The following is a 17,573-nucleotide window of genomic DNA, read 5'->3' on the forward strand; positions in this document are numbered from 1 at the left end:
TCAACAGCGCGCTCGGGGGTCGGGATGTAGCTGTCGACAGCAGCGATCAGCGCGCGGATCGAGTCCTCGCCGATTGCATTGTCACGGCCTTCCATTGCGGCCAGAGCCGAGCCTTTGATGATCGGAATGTCGTCGCCCGGGTATTCGTAGGACGACAGCAGCTCGCGGATTTCCATCTCGACGAGTTCCAGCAGTTCCGGATCGTCAACCTGGTCAACCTTGTTCATGTAGACGACCATGTAGGGGATACCCACCTGGCGGCCGAGCAGGATGTGCTCACGGGTCTGCGGCATCGGGCCGTCAGCTGCGTTCACAACAAGGATCGCGCCGTCCATCTGCGCCGCGCCGGTGATCATGTTTTTCACATAGTCAGCGTGGCCGGGGCAGTCGACGTGTGCGTAGTGGCGGTTTTCCGACTCATACTCGACGTGTGCGGTCGAGATGGTGATGCCACGTGCGCGCTCTTCCGGAGCACCGTCGATCTGGTCGTAGGCTTTGAATTCACCGAAATATTTGGTGATCGCGGCCGTCAGGGTCGTCTTGCCGTGGTCAACGTGGCCGATCGTGCCGATGTTGACGTGCGGTTTGTTCCGTTCAAACTTTGCCTTTGCCATTTGGCAGCTCCTTGAAATTCAATGCCGTGCAATCACGGCAGGATGGGATGGGGGGCGCGGACGCCCCCCCGCCGGATCAGGCGTGTTTCTTCTGGATTTCCAGCGACAGGTTTTCCGGAACGGCGTCGTAATGGTGGAATTCCATCGAGAACACCGCGCGGCCCGAAGACATGGAACGCAGGTTGTTGATATAGCCGAACATATTCGCCAGCGGGACCATCGCGTTGATCACGTTTGCATTGCCCCGGGTGTCTTGACCCTGAACCATGCCGCGACGCGAGGTCAGATCGCCGATGATGCCGCCGGTATATTCTTCCGGGGTCACCACTTCGACTTTCATAACCGGCTCAAGCAGTTTCGCACCGGCTTTGCGCAGACCGTCACGCATAGCCGCACGCGAAGCGATCTCGAACGCCAGAACCGACGAGTCGACGTCGTGGAAAGCACCGTCGATCAGAGCGACTTTGAAGTCGATAACCGGGAAGCCTGCCAGCGGGCCCGAGTCCATAACGGACTTGATGCCTTTTTCGACGCCGGGGATGTATTCTTTCGGAACCGCACCACCAACGATTTTCGACTCGAACGAATAGCCTTCGCCCGGTTCGGTCGGCGAGATCACCAGCTTGACGCGTGCGAACTGACCCGTACCGCCGGTTTGCTTCTTATGCGTGTAGTCGATTTCGTATTCCGACGAGATCGTCTCACGATAAGCCACCTGCGGCGCACCGATATTCGCCTCGACCTTGAACTCGCGACGCATACGGTCGACGAGGATGTCGAGGTGAAGTTCGCCCATGCCCTTCATGATGGTCTGGCCCGATTCCTGATCGGTCTCGACGCGGAAGGAGGGGTCTTCGGCCGCAAGGCGAGCAAGGGCGATGCCCATTTTCTCCTGGTCGGCTTTGGTCTTCGGCTCGACGGCGATCTCGATAACCGGGACCGGGAAGGTCATGGTTTCGAGAACGACCGGGCTTGCCGGATCGCAGAGCGTATCGCCGGTGGTGGTCTCTTTCAGACCGCCAAGCGCGATGATGTCGCCAGCATAGGCCTCGGTGATTTCCTCACGCTCGATGGCGTGCATCATCATCATACGGCCAACGCGCTCTTTGCGGCCTTTGGTCGCATTGAGCAGGCTGTCGCCCTTTTTCATCACGCCGGAATAGATCCGGGTGAAGGTCAGCGAGCCGACGAAGGGGTCGTTCATGATCTTGAACGCCAGACCCGAGAAGGGCTGCTCGTCCGAAGCGGTGCGCTCGATGTTGCGGGTCTCGGTCTCGTCGCCCGGTGCGAAGCCCATATAGGGTTTCACGTCCAGCGGCGAAGGCAGATAATCGACAACAGCGTTCAGCAGAGCCTGCACGCCTTTGTTCTTGAACGCAGAACCGCCCAGAACCGGCACGAAGGCCATCGACATGGTGCCCTTGCGGATCAGTGCGCGCAGCTCGTCCTGCGAAGGCTCTTTGCCTTCGAGGTAAGCTTCCATCGCAGCATCATCCTGCTCGACTGCCAGCTCGACGAGCGTCGCGCGGCGGGTCTCAGCTTCTTCTTTCAGCTCGTCGCGGATCGGACGGTGAACCCAGGAAGCGCCGACGTCGTCGCCTTCCCAGACCCATTCTTCCATCGTCACCAGGTCAACGATACCTTCCAGACGGTCCTCAGCGCCGATCGGGAACGCGATCGGTGCGGTGGTCGCGCCGGTGCGGTCCTTGATCATGTCGAGGCATTTCTGGAAGTCAGCGCCGATCTTGTCCATCTTGTTGACGAAGACGATGCGCGGAACGCCGTAACGGTCGGCCTGACGCCACACCGTTTCGGTTTGCGGTTCCACACCGGCGTTACCGTCAAGCAGACAGACCGCACCATCGAGAACCGCCAGCGAACGTTCAACTTCAATGGTGAAGTCAACGTGGCCGGGGGTGTCGATGATGTTGAAACGGTGCTTCGGCGAAGTGGGTGCCGTGCCGTCGTAGGTCTTTTCCCAGAAGGTGGTGGTCGCAGCCGAGGTGATGGTGATCCCCCGCTCCTGCTCCTGCTCCATCCAGTCCATGGTCGAGGCGCCATCATGCGTCTCGCCCATTTTGTGGTTCTTGCCGGTATAGAAAAGAATACGCTCGGTCGTGGTCGTCTTGCCAGCATCGATGTGAGCCATGATGCCGAAGTTACGATAGAGATTAAGCGGATAGTCGCGTGCCATATGGCCCCCTTACCAGCGGTAATGGCTGAACGCTTTGTTCGCGTCTGCCATCTTATGGGTGTCTTCGCGCTTCTTCACGGCAGTGCCGCGACCATTGACGGCATCCGACAGCTCTGCTGCGAGACGCTCTTCCATGGTGTTTTCGTTGCGCTTACGGGCAGCGGTGATCAGCCAGCGGATTGCAAGCGCTTCGCGGCGCTCGGTGCGGACTTCAACCGGAACCTGGTAGGTTGCACCACCAACGCGGCGCGAACGCACTTCGACCGAAGGCTTCACATTGTCGAGGGCTTCGTGGAAAGCCTCAACCGGAGCGCGCTTCAGTTTTGCTTCGACGCGGGTCAGGGCACCATAGACGATCGACTCGGCGACCGACTTTTTGCCATCCAGCATCAGGTTGTTCATGAATTTGGTCAGAACGCGGTCGCCATATTTGGCGTCCGGGAGAATTTCGCGCTTCTCTGCGGCGTGACGACGTGACATGTCTTAAATCTCCCCTCAGATCACTTCGGACGCTTCGCGCCGTATTTCGAACGGCGTTGGCGACGATCTTTAACACCCTGGGTATCCAGCACACCGCGCAGGATGTGGTAACGGACACCCGGAAGGTCTTTCACCCTGCCGCCACGGATCAGAACGACCGAGTGCTCTTGCAGGTTGTGCTTTTCGCCGGGGATGTAGGAGATGACTTCGAAGCCGTTCGTCAGACGAACCTTGGCCACTTTCCGCATAGCGGAGTTCGGCTTCTTCGGGGTCGTGGTGTAAACGCGGGTGCAAACCCCACGCTTTTGCGGGCAGGATTCCAGGTGCTGCGACTTGGACTTGCTCGGCTTATCTTCCCGGGGTTTCCGGATAAGCTGTTGAATCGTCGGCATTAACGTTCCTCGTTTCGATACTCGCACCCTATGCCTTATGGTGCGCCGCTTCTCGAGTGGATTGCGCGAATCGCAAAACACAAAAAACCGCATTCATCCGCCAGAGGTGGATGACGCGGGTCGTTATCAGAGGATAGGGGGATTATCCCGTATCTGTGCCGGTAGGGCGCTCTGATCCCATTGCCGGACAAGGCCCGCAGCAGGATGTCGGCGCTATAGGTGGAATCGCCCGGAGTGTCAACCGCAGCCCCCCTTTGCGCCTTTTATTCCTGGCCCCCGGCGGCCCGGGCAACCGGGCTGAGCGGGCGCCGGATCAGCGGGTCAGATCGGGGGGGCACAGATCGCGGGGCACAGATTGGGGGGCCTCAGGTCCGGTCATGGCCGATCCGCCCCGGCAGGTAAAGCCGCGCCAGCACGTCCAGAAAGGCCTGATATGAATTGCCCTCACACAAGAGCATCGCATTGACCGCCGCCGCACTGGCCTGCCTTTCGCGCAGCGCCTGCAACAGCCGCAGGAACATCAGCTCTGCCGCGCTCAGCCGGTCCGAGCAGCCGGGGCAATCGGGGTTGTGATAGTGGAACACGTCCCGGCGGGTATCAGCCAGCAAGAGGATCGCATGGCGCAGATCCGCAACCATCGCCGCGCCGCACCCATAGCCAAAGCCCGCCTGCGCGACCGAGATTGCCATCTGCCGGTCGCCATGACCCGGAAAGGCCACATCGCGGAACAGATGGCGGGCCAGCTGCAGCATCAGCCTGTCGGCATCGCAGATCCCGGGATCGGACAGCCGGATCGGCAAACCGTCGCCGCCTGCAGCCAGCCGCTTTTCATTGTGATGACATCCCATGGCGCACCCTCTCCGGTTGAGATTGTCCGGGATGATCGCTGGCCTTCGAGGCCGCGCCGCAGCGCAGGCAACCATCCTCCGGAATGCTGGGAAGCTGGTTCGCAACCTGACACCCCGACCTGGCACAGAAACCCGGCCCGTTCCAGCGTTTTTGCACAGGTCGGCTGTGCACCCCTGCCCTCTCGCACAGCTCACGGCTTTCTATATGCGCCCCGCCCCCGTTTGCCCGCCGTTTGCCCCCCATTTCCCCCCGGCTTTCCACCCGTCAGGGTGGCGCTGATCTTGACAATGGCATCGCTACACCTGAGATCCACACCAGCAATCTGTCCGGTCTGACATGGCTGAGCCGGGCAGCGCATAAGGACAGCAAGCATGCCCCGCCGATCTGCGGGCCTGCCAGCACAAGACCGCCCAGGGCCCTGCAGGGCCAACCCCGTTTAAGGCCACTCGTTCAGGGGCCACCCATTCTGAATCGTCGGCAAAGGAAAGACACATGTGCGGTATTGTCGGACTCGCGGGCTTCACGCCGGTCAACCAGTCGATCTATGACGCCCTGACCGTCTTGCAGCATCGCGGCCAGGACGCGGCCGGCATCGTCACCATCGACGCCATGAACCACTTTCGCCTGCGCAAGGCCAATGGCCTGGTGCGCGATGTGTTCGAGGCCCGGCACATGCAGCGCCTGCAGGGCAATATCGGCATCGGCCATACGCGTTACCCGACCGCAGGCAGCTCCAGCGCGTCAGAGGCGCAGCCCTTCTATGTCAACTCGCCCTATGGCATCACCCTGGCCCATAACGGCAATCTGACCAATGTCGGCCCGGTGCGTCAGCGCCTGTTTGAGAATGGCCGCCGCCATGTGAACACCACCTCTGATTCCGAGGTGCTGCTGAATGTCTTCGCCAGCGAGCTGGACCGCTCGCAGCGCTATCCGCTGACGGTTGAGGATGTCTTTGCCGCCGTCACCGCCACGCATCGCATCATCAGCGGCGCCTATGCCTGTGTCGGCATGATCATCGACCACGGCCTTTTCGCCTTCCGCGACCCCCATGGCATCCGCCCGCTGGTGATCGGGCAGCGGCGGCTTGATGATGGGCGCACAGAATATATGGTCGCTTCGGAAAGCGTCGCGCTTGATACGCTTGGGTTCGAGTTCATGCGCGATGTCGCCCCCGGCGAGGCGGTCTATGTCACCCTGGACGGCCAGCTTTTCACCCGCCAGTGCGCCGACGCCCCCACCCTTTCGCCCTGCATCTTCGAATATGTCTATTTCGCCCGCCCCGATTCCCGGATGGAGGGGGTCTCTGTCTACAGCGCACGGATGCGCATGGGCCAAAAGCTGGGCAAGCGGATCGCCGAGAACTGGAAAGACCTGGAGATCGACGCCGTGATCCCGATCCCAGAGACCTCTTGCGATATCGCCCTTGAGATCGCGCAGATCATCGGCAAACCCTACCGCCAGGGCTTTGTGAAGAACCGCTATGTCGGGCGCACCTTCATCATGCCGGGCCAGCAGGTCCGCCGCGCCTCGGTCCGGCGCAAGCTGAATGCGAACCGGGTTGAGTTCGCGGGCAAGAACGTGCTGCTGGTCGACGATTCCATCGTGCGCGGCACCACCTCGCAGCAGATCGTTGAACTGGCGCGGGATGCGGGCGCAAAGCGGGTCTATCTGGCCTCGGCCGCGCCCGAGGTGCGGTTCCCCAATGTCTATGGCATCGACATGCCCAGTGCCGAAGAGCTGATCGCCCATGGCCGCAACGTCGAAGAGATCCGCGCGATGATCGGGGCTGACGCGCTGATCTTCCAGGATCTGACCGATCTGGTCGAGGCCGTGCGCGCGGACAATCCCACGATTGCGCAATTCGACTGCTCGGTTTTCGATGGGCAATATGTCACCAAAGATGTCGATCAGGCCTATTTGTCCTATCTCGACGCTCTGCGCAAAGATGACGCAAGGGCGCTGCAACTGCAGAGCGAAACCGAAAATCTGGAACTGCACAACGAGGGCTGATCAAAGAGGCCTGATCTCTGCGCCCGGGCCAGAGAGGCAAGGGCTTTCGGTTTCAGGATCGCGTTTCGATGGGCCGCACAGCGATGGGGCGCGCCCATTCGGAAAGCACACCGCGAAAATGCTGTGATCCCGGGATTTCGGGATTTGAAAGCAAGGATCGGAGTGTGCGGTCAGCGATCTGCCCCCAGATTGAGCCCAACACCGCTCAGATCGCGAGACCGCAGATGACAGAGTTCAGCCCGACCCCCAGCCAGACCGCCAGCCAGACCGCCAGCCAGACGCCCGGCCAGACCGAGGCTGACCCCCGTTGGCAAAGCGTGCTGTCGCGGGACAAAAGCGCCGATGGGCAGTTTGTCTATGCCGTCAAAAGCACGGGCATCTACTGTCGTCCATCCTGCCCCTCGCGCCATGCAAAGCCGCAGAATGTGGGTTTCTTCGACACACCCGCCGAGGCCGGGGCCGCCGGTTTTCGCCCCTGCCTGCGCTGCCATCCGAACGGGCAATCCCCGGCCGGGGCGAATGCGGCCCTGGTGGCCGAGGCCTGCCGCCTTATTGAGGCCTCGGACAAGTTGCCGAAACTGGAGGAGCTGGCCCGCAAAATCGGGATGAGCCCATTCCACTTTCATCGCCAGTTCAGAAAAATCACCGGCCTGACCCCCAGGCAATGGGCGGTGACGCATCGCACACGCAAGCTGCGCGCAGAGCTTGCCGATCCGACCGAAAGCGTGACCGGCGCGATCTATGGGGCTGGCTACAACGCGAATTCCCGCTTTTATGAGAACTCATACGAAGTGCTTGGCATGACGCCGACCACATACCGCAATGGCGGCAAGGACGCCGAGATCCGCTTTGCGGTCGGTGCAACCAGCCTCGGCGCCATTCTGGTTGCGCAAAGCGACAGGGGGATCTGCGCGATCACGCTGGGCGACGACCCCGACAGGCTGGTGCGCGATCTGCAGGACCGTTTCCCCAGGGCCGTGCTGATTGGCGGGGATGCGGATTATGAGACCCTTGTCGCGCAGGTCGTGGGCTTTGTCGAAGCGCCCGGGATCGGCCTTACGCTGCCTTTGGATATTCGCGGCACCGCCTTTCAGGAGCGGGTCTGGCAGGCGCTGCGCCAGATCCCGCCAGGTCAGACGGCCACCTATACCGATATCGCCCGCCTGATCGGCGAACCCAAAGCGGTGCGCGCCGTGGCGCAGGCTTGTGGCGCGAACAAACTTGCGGTGGCCATCCCCTGCCACCGCGTTGTCAGACATGATGGCACACTCGCCGGTTACCGCTGGGGCGTTGAAAGGAAACGCGCACTTCTGGAAAGAGAGGCCAGGCCCCTGCCCCGCTGACCCTGTCTGACGACATGCCCCGCAAGCTGCCCGTAACTTTGCCCGTGATTTTGTCCGTGGCTTTGCCGGGTGAAACCCACCAAAGCTGCGGCGGCCTGCGTCTTGCGAGGTCGTATCCGCGACCTCATCGCACCTGCCGGGATTGCCTTTTCCCGCCGGCCTGCGAGATATGAAATTGACGAACATTTCGTGAACATATAATCTTGCCGCCATGGCACGAACCCTTCAGGACAAACTGGCGATCCTTTCCGACGCGGCGAAATACGACGCTTCCTGCGCCTCATCTGGCGGCGAGAAGCGCGATTCCCGTGCGGGCGGCATCGGATCCTCTGGCGGCGCGGGCATCTGCCACGCCTATACACCTGACGGGCGCTGCATCAGCCTGCTGAAGATCCTGATGACCAATTTCTGCATCTTCGACTGCGCCTATTGCATCAACCGGGTATCCTCAAACGTCGAACGGGCGCGGTTTTCGGTCGAAGAGGTCGTGACGCTGACCCTGGAATTCTACCGCCGCAACTATATCGAGGGTCTGTTCCTGTCGTCGGGCATCATCCGCTCGCCCGATCAGACCATGGCGGATATGGCGCGGATCGCGCGGGTTCTGCGTCAGGACCACGGCTTCAAGGGCTATATCCACCTCAAGACCATCCCCGACGCCAGCCCCGAGCTGATCCGCGAGGCCGGGCTTTACGCCGACCGCCTTTCGATCAATGTCGAGCTGCCCGCCGATGCAAGCCTGCGCAAATTCGCCCCCGAAAAGCGCCCCGAGACCATTCGCTCCGCCATGGCCCAGGTCCGGCTGGAGGGAGAGGCCGCGAAAGAAAAAACCCTGACCGGCAAGCGCCCGCCCCGCTTTGCCCCCGCGGGCCAGTCGACCCAGATGATCATCGGTGCGGATGGCACGGATGACGTGACGATCCTGCAAAGCTCGACCCGGCTTTATACCGGCTACAAGCTGCGGCGCGTCTATTACTCGGCCTTTTCGCCGATCCCGGATGCGTCCAGCGCTTTGCCTCTGGTGCAGCCGCCCTTGTTGCGCGAGCACCGGCTTTATCAGGCGGACTGGCTTTTGCGCTTTTACGGCTTCAGCGCCGAAGAGATCGCCAGCGGCACGACAGCGGGCCATCTCGATCTTGAGATCGACCCGAAACTGGCCTGGGCGCTGCAACATCGCGGGCTTTTCCCGCTGGATGTGAACCGGGCCAGCAAGGACATGTTGCTGCGGGTGCCGGGCTTTGGCACCCGAACGGTTGACCGGATCCTGGGCGCACGCAAGACACAGGCGCTGCGCTATGAGGATCTGACCCGCATGGGCGCGCTGATGAAGAAGGCGCGGCCCTTTATCACGGCGCCGGGCTGGTCGCCGCGCGGGCTGACCGACAGCGCCGATCTGCGCGCACGTTTTGCGCCGCCGCCGCAGCAGTTGTCGCTCTTGTGAGCTACGCCGTCACGCTGCCGGAACGCGGGTTGCTTAATGCCTGGCGTGACGCCGCCCGTATCGCGATCAGCCATCGCATCGCACCGGATCAGATCGACTGGAAGACCGCCGCCGATGCCGATGCCGATGCCGATAACAGCCCGACTGCGGGCGGATTGTTCGCAACCGAGGCGCTGCCATCAGCGCCCGGGCCGCATCAGGCGCAGGTGCCGCAGGCGTTTATCCGGCTGGCAGGCTCGGTGATCTGGCATTCCGCCCCCGCCCGGCTGGCGGCGCTTTATCAGGCGTTGTGGCGGCTTGATCTGCGGCAGGGCGAGCCGCTGTCACAGGCCGATCCTTTGGGGCGGCGGCTGAACCTGATGGCAAAGGCGGTCGGGCGCGACATCCACAAAATGCATGCCTTTGTGCGGTTTCGGGAAATCCCCGCGGGCCCTGACACAGCGGGCCGCCACCGCTTTGCCGCCTGGTTCGAGCCAGAGCATAACACGCTGGAGCCAGGCAGCCCCTTCTTCGCAAAGCGCTTTGCGGACATGGACTGGATGATCGCCACCCCGCGCCTGACCGCGCAGTTCATCGCAGGCAGCCTCAGCTTTCAGCCGGGCGGTGCCCGCCCCAATCTGCCCGGGCCCGATCTGTCTGAGGATGCCTCAGAAAGCCTCTGGGCCACCTATTTCGCCAATATCTTCAACCCCGCGCGGGTCAAGCTGGACGCGATGCGGTCAGAGATGCCGAAGAAATACTGGAAGAACCTGCCCGAGACGCGGCTGATCCCCGATATGCTGAAAGATGCGGAATCCCGCGTGGCGCGGATGCATGCGGCGGCGGCCAGCACCCCGCGCCCGGGCTCCGCCCCGGTCTCGACACGTTACCGTGCGACGATGCCGGTGGCCGCCGATCTGCCAGACACCCTGGAGGCCGCACAAAAGGCCGCGCAGCAATGCCGCCGCTGCGGCCTTTGCGAGGCGGCAACGCAAACCGTCTGGGGCGAGGGTGCAACTGACGCCCGGCTTATGCTTGTGGGCGAGCAGCCCGGCGACCAGGAAGACCTTGAGGGGCGCCCCTTCACCGGCCCGGCGGGTCAGCTGCTGCGCAGCCTTATGGCAGAGGCTGGCATCGCGCCCTCATCGGTCTGGCTGACCAATGCGGTGAAACATTTCAAATTCGTCCCACGCGGCAAAGAGCGTCTGCATCAGAACCCGAACCGCCAGGAAATCGGGGATTGCCGCTGGTGGCTGGGGCTGGAGCTGGCCTTCATCCGGCCAAAGCTGGTGGTCGCGCTTGGTGCCTCGGCCGCTTTCGCACTGACCGGGAAGGCCGCAGCTCTGGAGGACCGGCGCGGCAGGATCGAGACGGGCCTGCATGGTGGCCCGGTCCTGATCACCTGGCACCCCGCCGCCATCCTGCGCCAGCCCGACAAAGCCGCCGCCATGGACCTCAGGGCAGCGCTGTCGACGGACCTGAGCCTGGCGCTTTCTGCCTGCGCCGATCCTTCCCGCCCCGGGAACCCCCAGGAATACTGAGACAGTTTCGGGAACCGAAAGCCTCTCAGATCGTTTTCTCAGCGAGGGTCTCTGACCCAGCCTTGTTCAAAAGGAGTGATGTAATGGCCGATTCTGAAGATGATATCCGTGCAAATCTCGAAAAACAGATCACCGATCTGAAGAAGGAAATATCGAAAATCAGCAAGTCACTCGCATCGCGTGCATCGGAGGCGGTGGATGATGCCGAAGAGGCCTTCGAGGAAGGCAAGGGCCGCGCCCGTCACGCCGCACGTCATGCTGTCGCCCAGGTTCGTGACCAGGCCCATGTCGCCGTGGGCGCCATGCGCGACAATCCCGGCACGACTGCCACCGTCCTGTCGACGGTGGGCCTTCTGGGCCTGGCAGCCGGGCTGCTTCTCAGCGGTGCCCTCTCTGGCGATCGCCGCCGCTGACACCATTGCCCCGCCGGAATGAGTTTCCCTCGCTTTCCGGCGAACCGTGGCCCGCATCATCTGCGGGCCACGGACCTTTTCGGACCACCGACATTTTCGGACCACTGGCATTTTCGCACTACGGAGATTTTCGGAACCGGAGCCTTTAAACGGGGCCTTTAACGGAACCGCGACACTGAGGACAGGTCGGGATGGTCCAGGTCCTGCCTCAGACCCTCTGAAAAACGCAGCGGGGGAATTATGGTCAGCCTGGCTGCGCAACACTGCACGCTGACCGAAAAGAGGATCGGACCGCCCCCATGAGGCCGCCATGAGATTGATAGTTTTCATTGTCCCGGTGGTGGTTGTCGGCTGGATCATCGGCTGGCTGAATGTGCCTGGCCCCTGGTATCAGGGCCTTGCCAAACCTGCGTTTAATCCGCCCAACTGGGTCTTTGCGCCCGTCTGGACGGCGCTATACGTCATGATCGGCGCCGTGGGCTGGCGTCTGTGGAACCGCTCGGCTGACAGAGGGCTTCGCACCCTGTGGGTTGCTCAGCTGGCCCTGAACTATGCCTGGTCGCCTGCATTCTTCGGGGCAGAGAAACCGGGGCTGGCCCTTACTGTCATCAGCCTGCTGCTTGCGGTCATCCTTTCCTTCACCCTGCGGGCAAGGCGGCATGATCCGGCCTCGGCCACGCTGTTCCTGCCCTATCTGGCCTGGGTTGCCTTTGCATTCGTGCTAAATTTCGAAATCTGGCGACTGAACTGATCGCATCGTGACAGGCGCATTGCCGCCGCCCTGCCTCAGCCTTGGTCGGAAAAGGCTTGGGCGCCGGAAAAGGCGGGGGCGGCGAAAGCGGGATCCAGCGCCGCGCAAAAGGCGCTGGCATCGTCATCACGAAAGCCCGCGAGATTGGCCATGATCTGCGCCATGGGCCAATCCCACCAGGCAATCCGCGCAAGGCTGGCGCGCACCTCTGCCGGGAAGCGGTATTTCACATGCCGCCCCGGCACCCCGGCGATGATCGACCAGGGCGCGACATCCTTCGTCACCACCGCCCCCGCCGCAAGAACGGCACCGTCGCCGATCCGCAGCCCGGGCAGCACGATAACCCCATGCCCGATCCAGACATCATTGCCGATCACCACCCGCGCGGCCCGGCGTGCGGCAAAGAAGGCCTGATCGCGGCTTTGCCCGGCGGCGTAATACTCGGGGCAATAGGTAAAGCGGTGCTGGCTTGCCCGCTGCATCGGATGGTTCGGCGCACCGATCCGCACAGTCGCCGCGATGGCGCAAAAGCGCCCGATCTCGCTGTCTGAGATCATGCAATCCTGGCCGACATAGCTGTAATCGCCAAGGCTCGAATACTCGATCCGGCTGCGCTCAAGCACCTCGCAGCTTTGTCCGAGAACGGTCTCGCGCAAAGAGGCCTCGGGGCTGACGATGGTCTGCGCAAGTTTTGGGCCGGGCATGTTCATTGATCCTCACATCGGTTTTGCAGCAACCAGTCGCGGGCCAGAGTGCCCGCATGTTCAACGGCCTGTGCAGGTGACATCCCCAGGGACAGCGCATGGCAAAGCCCGCCCGCATAGCTGTCACCCGCCCCGATCGAGTTTTTCAAAACCAGCGGCCGGTTGATGGGAATCGTTTGCGCATCACCCTGTACGGGCAGCAGCAGCACCGGGCCGGGCCCGTCGGTCAGGATCAGCGCCCGCAGCCGCGCCCCGCAGACGCCCCGCGCCCGTGCGAGGATTTCACCTGGGGTCAGGTCTGCGAAGTCCGCGGCCGAGGTGATGGCGTAATCCGCCGCGATCTCTGCATCCGCGATCAGCGGCAGCTGCAAAAGCACGAGATCCAGATGGGACAGCGCCTCACGCAGCCCCGCCCCGATGTGGTGGATGTTGAGATAGGCGGCCCCCGCTTCGGGCGGCGGGCCAGAGAGGTCAAAGACCGGCTGGCGACCAGGGGCCTGCAGGATCGTGCGCTCGCCGTCGGGGGCCAGCAGGATCTCGGTCAGCACAGTCGCGGGTGCGCCGCGTGCGATATGGGCGGTGCCAAAGCCAGCCGCCTGCAATGCTGCGAAGGTCTCTTGCCCCATCGCGTCACTGGCCAGCGCCGAGACATATTCCACCCGGTGGCCAAGCTCGTGCAGCCGGTTTCCGGTAAAGAAGGCGCCGCCGCCGCGGCTGATCTCACGCTCTGTCCAGCGTTGCCGCCCGCCAGAGACCAGCCTCTCTGACAGCCGCCAGATCCGGTCATGGTTGATATGGCCCACCACCATGACGGGCCGTCTCAGATTGCCCATCTCTCACTTCTCTCCCAGGCCGGGCGCAAGCGCCTCGACGATATAGCGTTGCGCCAGCAGGAAAACCCCAAGCACCGGCAGGATCGACAAAAGCCCCGTCGCCATCAGCGCGCCCCAGGGGGTTTCGGCGGCATCAAGATCGGCAAAAAGCGCGATCCCGGTGGTCAGGGTTTTCTTGCCCGCATCATCAAGCACCAGCTGACCCCAGAGATAGATGTTCCAGGCCCCCATGAACGAGATCACCGAAAGCGCCGCAATCGCCCCCATGACATTGGGAAGCGCGATCTGGGTGAACTGCCGCCACACCCCTGCCCCGTCGATCCGCGCCGCCTCAAACATCGAGGCGGGCAGCTGCAGGAAGCTTTGGCGAAAGTAGAAAACATAGAAGCCGACATAGGGGATCATCGGCACGATCATCGCGCTGTAGGTGTCAAACATCTGCAGCTTTACCACCCCGATATAGGTCGGGATGATCGCCAGCACGGCCGGGAAAGACATGGTGGCCACAATGATCCAGAACGCCGCATCGCGCCCGGCAAAGCGCATACGCGCGAAGGCATAGCCCGCAGGCAGGCTGAGCAGCAGCTTGCCCAGCGTGATCAGGGCCGAGGTCAGGATCGAATTCCACAGCCAGGCCCAGATCGGCTGACGCCTTGCGGCCTCGGTGAAATTCGCAAGCGTCGGGCTTTCGGGCCAGAACCGCATGGATTTCGCCGCGATCAGATCCTGGGGCGTGAAGGCCGCCGTCACGATCCACAAAAGCGGGAATACCGTCAGCGCCGACAGGACCAGCAACAGCCCATGCAAAACGACGCGTCCAGGCGTGAATGCGCGGCTCATTCGTAATGCACCTTCCGCTCGACCAGGGCGAATTGCGCCCATGTCACCAGCAGGACTGCGGCGATCATCATCATGGCAACCGCGCTGGCCTGACCGAACTGGAAATAGCCAAGCCCTTGCTGCCACAGGTAATAAAGCAGGTTGGTGCTTGATCCGGCAGGGCCACCACCCGTCAGCACATCCACCACCCCCACGATATCATCAAGCACCGAAAACAACGTGGTTACGGCGATGAAAAACGCGGTGGGCGAGATCAGCGGCAGCGTCAGATCGAAAAACATCCGCAGCCGTCCCGCGCCATCAAGCCGCGCGGCCTCGATCAGGCTTTGCGGCACCGTGGCCAGCGCCGCGAGCCACAAAAGCATATTGAGGCCGAAACTTTTCCAGAATGTCACCATCGAGACGGCCAAGATCGCCAGATCCGGGTCGGTGTGCCAGCGCGAGCGCGGCCAGCCAAAGGCGCTGAGAACCTCGTTGAACAGCCCGTTCACCGGGTTCAACAGCCAGGACCAGGCCACCCCCGCCACCGAATAGGCAACAATCGTCGGCAAAAAGAGGGCGCTGCGATAGATCACCGCCATCCGCGAGCCGCGCAATCCATGGATCATCAGCGCGAATATCAGCGGCAAAATGATCTGCGCCGGGATCAGGATCACGCAGTAAAGCACGGTGTTCCAGGCCGCCTGCCGGAAATCACGCCTGGCAAGCACCGCCTCGTAATGATCAGCCCCTGCAAAGCCGATCTCTGGCGACAGCAGGTTCCAGTCCAGCACCGAAAGCACCAGCGAGGCGATCATCGGCCCGTATAGGAAGATGATCACCGACAGGACGGCTGGCCCCACAAAGAGCCACGGGACCAGCCTTTTCATCATGCCCGGCTGCATCAGTCTGCCAGCACCAGGGCCAGCTCTGCCGAAGCCTGTTTCAGACCCTCGGCCACGCTGACCTCTTTCGTCAGCATCCGGGTCACCCAATTGCGCCAGATGCCCTGCCCCTCCAGGCCGCGCTTGCCGGGCCAGATCGTCTCGGCGCTCAGGCCGTCCTGCAGCTGCGCCTCGGCGGGGGCCATGAACGCGTTGATCAGCGGGATCTCATGGGTCGAGGTGTTCAGATAGCCCACCTCGGACCAGATCATCTGACCTTCTTTTGAGGCGCAGAATTCCAGGAAGCTCAGCGCCGCCTGGGCACGCTCGGCTTCCTGGGTATAGACGGCCAGGAAATTGCCGCCGCTGTTCATATTGCGGGCATGGCCGGCAAGCCCCGGGAATTTCGCGGTAATGGCCTTTGCCGGGCCCTGCGGGAAGGAAACCGCGCGGGTGGAAGAGGTGGTGCAGATCGCCAGGGCACCGGCCTCGAAGGCCGCGTCCTGTTCCTTGCCCGACACCGGCAGCCAGAGCCCTTCATGGGCGGGGGCACAAAAGGCCTCCATCCCGGCGCGGGCGGCGTCGCTCTCCAGCGCGAGGCGGCCTTCGGGGTCGATGATGAACCCGCCAGCGTTCTGGATGAAGCTTTGGCTTGTCCATTCGTTGTTCGACAGCGCCAGCGCCGAGCGATAGGTCGCATGCCCCTTCAGCGCCGCGTCCAGCTTGCGGCCCGCATCATAAAGCCAGTCGGTATCGGGGTTTTCCGGCAGATCGGGCGAAAGCCCGGCCTCGGCCCAAAGCTGCGAATTGATGAAGGTGATCGGCGTCGACATCGCCCAGGGCAGGCCGATCAGCGCCTGATCAATGGTGACCAGCGGCACCAGCGAGGGGCGGAAATTTTCCATGATCGCGGCGGCGCGGGCCTCATCAATCTGGCGCAGATCGCGTGCGCCAAGGGTGCGGCGGGCGAAATAGCCGAATTTCCAGCCCGTCACCATCAGATCGGGCGCTTTCCCCGCCGCGATCCCGGCCAGCGCCTTGGCGGTGGCGGCCTCATAATCGCCGTCAAAGCGGTTCTCGACCTGCACGCCCAGGCCTTTGGCGTTGAAGGCGTCAACCACCTTCTGGAACGGCTTATCCGCGCCCCAGATCGATGAGACGGTCAGCCTGACATCGCTGGCGCGGGCGCGGCCGGGCAGGAAGGAGGTCGCAAAAGCGGCGGCTCCGGTTGCCAGAATGGCGCGGCGGGAAAACTGGGTCATCGGGGGATCTTTCGTGGTGGTGATGCTGTCTTTCACCAAAGACTAGCTGCCTTCCATGACAGCCAGATTGCCCGCTCACGCCCGGTTTGCGGGATGAATGCCCGTTTGATGCCCGGTTTGTCATAAATAATGTGGGTCTTCTGTGGTCTTGCCAAAGCCAGCAGCACAGGAGGCCCCGCATGGCCGAAGCAATCGATTCCACAGATCCCACCTCAGACCTTTCGGGGGGCGAGCGCCGCAAAATGATCCGCTCGATCATCCTGGCCGGGGGCGAGGCCCAGGTTGTGCGGCTGGCCGCAGACTTTGCCGTCTCGGTCGAGACGATCCGGCGCGATCTGAAAGCGCTTGAGGATGAGGGGTTCGTGACCCGGGTCTATGGCGGTGCGCGGGCCGCCACCGGCTATGTCCTGCCCCATATCGACATGCGGATCGGCACCGACCGGGCGGCGAAAGAGCGGATCGCCCGGCTCGCGCTGTCGCTGATCGAGCCGGGGATGTCAGTGTTTTTCTCGGGCGGATCAACGGTTCTGGCGCTGGCCTGGCTGTTGCGGGAAGGGCCGCGGATCGACGCGACCACGGTGATGATCGACATCGGCGTGGTGCTTGCATCGGGGGTGCAGACCAATGTCTGCCTTTGCGGCGGCCAGCTTTCGGCCTCATCCAGGGCTTGCACGGGCTTTGAGGCGATGGAGATGATCTCGCGTCGCAGCTTCGATCTGGCCTTTCTTGGCGCAAGCGGCATCGATGCGCAGCGCGGCCTCCTGGGGCGCAGCGAGGTTCATCTGCAGCTGGCGCAGGTGGCGCGGGCGCAGTCGCGCCGGGTCGCTGCGATGATCCCGCAAAGCTCGATGAAAAGCGGCGAGCGGCTTCAGATCCTGAACCTGTCGCAGCTTGATTACCTGATCACCGACCGCCCGCCAGAGCCCGCGCTGTTTCGCGGCATTGAGGCTGCGGGGGGCGAGTTGCTGTTCTGAAACGCAGTTCAGGGGCACGGATCAGGCCAAAGCGAAATTTGGATAAAAACGTTACAAAACCGCCGGAAAGATGTTGCATGCCCCGCCTAG

17 protein-coding genes are annotated in these 17,573 nt (G+C 62.6%); 7 read left to right on the plus strand and 10 right to left on the minus strand.

Annotated elements, in window-relative coordinates; genetic code table 11:
- From HOY34_RS19585 to HOY34_RS19605, 5 genes are all read right to left on the minus strand, one after another.
- On the minus strand, positions 1 to 614 hold a 614-nt coding region (locus tag HOY34_RS19585), incomplete at its 3' end, for a GTP-binding protein (RefSeq protein ID WP_172366002.1).
- Positions 615 to 690: 76 nt separating this feature from the next.
- Positions 691 to 2,808: an elongation factor G gene (fusA, locus tag HOY34_RS19590; RefSeq protein WP_172366004.1), complete on the minus strand. Its 2,118-nt coding sequence runs from the start codon at positions 2,806 to 2,808 to the stop codon at positions 691 to 693.
- Positions 2,809 to 2,817: 9 nt separating this feature from the next.
- Positions 2,818 to 3,288: a 30S ribosomal protein S7 gene (gene rpsG / locus HOY34_RS19595; protein ID WP_172366006.1), complete on the minus strand. Its 471-nt coding sequence runs from the start codon at positions 3,286 to 3,288 to the stop codon at positions 2,818 to 2,820.
- Between the two features lie 20 nt (positions 3,289 to 3,308).
- Positions 3,309 to 3,680 (minus strand): 30S ribosomal protein S12, encoded by a 372-nt coding sequence (gene rpsL / locus HOY34_RS19600; RefSeq protein WP_092895889.1) that lies wholly within the window; start codon positions 3,678 to 3,680, stop codon positions 3,309 to 3,311.
- Positions 3,681 to 4,045: 365 nt separating this feature from the next.
- A complete protein-coding gene (locus tag HOY34_RS19605) occupies positions 4,046 to 4,528 on the minus strand; it encodes a hypothetical protein (protein WP_172366008.1) in 483 nt (160 codons plus the stop codon).
- A 493-nt stretch (positions 4,529 to 5,021) separates the two neighbouring features.
- Here HOY34_RS19605 and purF point away from each other — a divergent pair, with 493 nt between their 5' ends.
- The 6 genes from purF to HOY34_RS19635 all read left to right on the plus strand — a co-directional run bounded on the left by purF (position 5,022) and on the right by HOY34_RS19635 (position 12,007).
- Positions 5,022 to 6,539, plus strand: a complete 1,518-nt coding sequence (gene purF / locus HOY34_RS19610) for an amidophosphoribosyltransferase (RefSeq protein WP_172366010.1) — start codon at positions 5,022 to 5,024, stop codon at positions 6,537 to 6,539.
- A gap of 224 nt (positions 6,540 to 6,763) precedes the next feature.
- Positions 6,764 to 7,882 carry a bifunctional DNA-binding transcriptional regulator/O6-methylguanine-DNA methyltransferase Ada gene (gene ada / locus HOY34_RS19615; protein WP_172366012.1) on the plus strand — a complete coding sequence of 373 codons (1,119 nt, stop codon included), beginning with the start codon at positions 6,764 to 6,766 and terminating at the stop codon, positions 7,880 to 7,882.
- A 211-nt stretch (positions 7,883 to 8,093) separates the two neighbouring features.
- On the plus strand, positions 8,094 to 9,323 hold the full coding sequence (locus HOY34_RS19620) for a putative DNA modification/repair radical SAM protein (RefSeq protein WP_172366014.1): 1,230 nt from the start codon (positions 8,094 to 8,096) through the stop codon (positions 9,321 to 9,323).
- The gene (locus HOY34_RS19625; RefSeq protein ID WP_172366016.1) at positions 9,320 to 10,843 is read left to right on the plus strand and encodes a UdgX family uracil-DNA binding protein; all 1,524 of its coding nucleotides are present in this window, start codon (positions 9,320 to 9,322) and stop codon (positions 10,841 to 10,843) included. Before HOY34_RS19620 ends, HOY34_RS19625 begins: the two co-directional genes overlap by 4 nt.
- A gap of 83 nt (positions 10,844 to 10,926) precedes the next feature.
- A complete protein-coding gene (locus HOY34_RS19630; RefSeq protein WP_172366018.1) occupies positions 10,927 to 11,256 on the plus strand; it encodes a hypothetical protein in 330 nt (109 codons plus the stop codon).
- Between the two features lie 310 nt (positions 11,257 to 11,566).
- Entirely contained in the window at positions 11,567 to 12,007 is a 441-nt protein-coding gene (locus HOY34_RS19635) for a TspO/MBR family protein (RefSeq protein WP_172366020.1), read from the plus strand.
- 35 nt (positions 12,008 to 12,042) lie between these two features.
- Here HOY34_RS19635 and HOY34_RS19640 read toward each other — a convergent pair whose 3' ends face one another.
- Genes HOY34_RS19640 through HOY34_RS19660 form a run of 5 tightly spaced genes read right to left on the minus strand, consistent with a single transcriptional unit; the run spans position 12,043 to position 16,509 of the window.
- Complete coding sequence (locus HOY34_RS19640) at positions 12,043 to 12,711, minus strand: DapH/DapD/GlmU-related protein (RefSeq protein ID WP_253944565.1); 669 nt, start codon at positions 12,709 to 12,711, stop codon at positions 12,043 to 12,045.
- A 2-nt stretch (positions 12,712 to 12,713) separates the two neighbouring features.
- Entirely contained in the window at positions 12,714 to 13,544 is an 831-nt protein-coding gene (locus tag HOY34_RS19645; RefSeq protein WP_172366024.1) for a PfkB family carbohydrate kinase, read from the minus strand.
- A 3-nt stretch (positions 13,545 to 13,547) separates the two neighbouring features.
- Positions 13,548 to 14,384, minus strand: coding sequence for a carbohydrate ABC transporter permease (locus HOY34_RS19650; protein WP_172366026.1), 837 nt, complete (start codon positions 14,382 to 14,384; stop codon positions 13,548 to 13,550).
- Positions 14,381 to 15,256 (minus strand): carbohydrate ABC transporter permease, encoded by an 876-nt coding sequence (locus tag HOY34_RS19655; RefSeq protein WP_172366027.1) that lies wholly within the window; start codon positions 15,254 to 15,256, stop codon positions 14,381 to 14,383. The genes HOY34_RS19650 and HOY34_RS19655 overlap by 4 nt, the downstream gene beginning before the upstream one ends.
- A gap of 11 nt (positions 15,257 to 15,267) precedes the next feature.
- Entirely contained in the window at positions 15,268 to 16,509 is a 1,242-nt protein-coding gene (locus HOY34_RS19660) for an extracellular solute-binding protein (RefSeq protein ID WP_172366029.1), read from the minus strand.
- 179 nt (positions 16,510 to 16,688) lie between these two features.
- Between HOY34_RS19660 and HOY34_RS19665 the strand changes: the two genes are divergently transcribed.
- Positions 16,689 to 17,483 (plus strand): DeoR/GlpR family DNA-binding transcription regulator, encoded by a 795-nt coding sequence (locus HOY34_RS19665; RefSeq protein WP_172366031.1) that lies wholly within the window; start codon positions 16,689 to 16,691, stop codon positions 17,481 to 17,483.
- Positions 17,484 to 17,573: the final 90 nt, after the last annotated feature.

Origin of the sequence: Pseudogemmobacter hezensis (assembly GCF_013155295.1) — a bacterium.
Classification (GTDB): Bacteria; Pseudomonadota; Alphaproteobacteria; order Rhodobacterales; family Rhodobacteraceae; genus Pseudogemmobacter; species Pseudogemmobacter hezensis.

Bases quoted from the DNA above. Each gene is read 5' to 3' on its own strand.
- HOY34_RS19630 (WP_172366018.1), top strand. From the start codon at position 10,927: ATGGCCGATTCTGAAGATGATATCCGTGCAAATCTCGAAAAACAGATC.
- fusA (WP_172366004.1), bottom strand. From the start codon at position 2,808: ATGGCACGCGACTATCCGCTTAATCTCTATCGTAACTTCGGCATCATG.
- rpsG (WP_172366006.1), bottom strand. From the start codon at position 3,288: ATGTCACGTCGTCACGCCGCAGAGAAGCGCGAAATTCTCCCGGACGCC.
- HOY34_RS19650 (WP_172366026.1), bottom strand. From the start codon at position 14,384: ATGAGCCGCGCATTCACGCCTGGACGCGTCGTTTTGCATGGGCTGTTG.
- rpsL (WP_092895889.1), bottom strand. From the start codon at position 3,680: ATGCCGACGATTCAACAGCTTATCCGGAAACCCCGGGAAGATAAGCCG.
- HOY34_RS19665 (WP_172366031.1), top strand. From the start codon at position 16,689: ATGGCCGAAGCAATCGATTCCACAGATCCCACCTCAGACCTTTCGGGG.
- ada (WP_172366012.1), top strand. From the start codon at position 6,764: ATGACAGAGTTCAGCCCGACCCCCAGCCAGACCGCCAGCCAGACCGCC.
- HOY34_RS19660 (WP_172366029.1), bottom strand. From the start codon at position 16,509: ATGACCCAGTTTTCCCGCCGCGCCATTCTGGCAACCGGAGCCGCCGCT.
- HOY34_RS19645 (WP_172366024.1), bottom strand. From the start codon at position 13,544: ATGGGCAATCTGAGACGGCCCGTCATGGTGGTGGGCCATATCAACCAT.
- HOY34_RS19620 (WP_172366014.1), top strand. From the start codon at position 8,094: ATGGCACGAACCCTTCAGGACAAACTGGCGATCCTTTCCGACGCGGCG.
- HOY34_RS19640 (WP_253944565.1), bottom strand. From the start codon at position 12,711: ATGCCCGGCCCAAAACTTGCGCAGACCATCGTCAGCCCCGAGGCCTCT.
- HOY34_RS19605 (WP_172366008.1), bottom strand. From the start codon at position 4,528: ATGGGATGTCATCACAATGAAAAGCGGCTGGCTGCAGGCGGCGACGGT.
- purF (WP_172366010.1), top strand. From the start codon at position 5,022: ATGTGCGGTATTGTCGGACTCGCGGGCTTCACGCCGGTCAACCAGTCG.
- HOY34_RS19635 (WP_172366020.1), top strand. From the start codon at position 11,567: ATGAGATTGATAGTTTTCATTGTCCCGGTGGTGGTTGTCGGCTGGATC.
- HOY34_RS19655 (WP_172366027.1), bottom strand. From the start codon at position 15,256: ATGATGAAAAGGCTGGTCCCGTGGCTCTTTGTGGGGCCAGCCGTCCTG.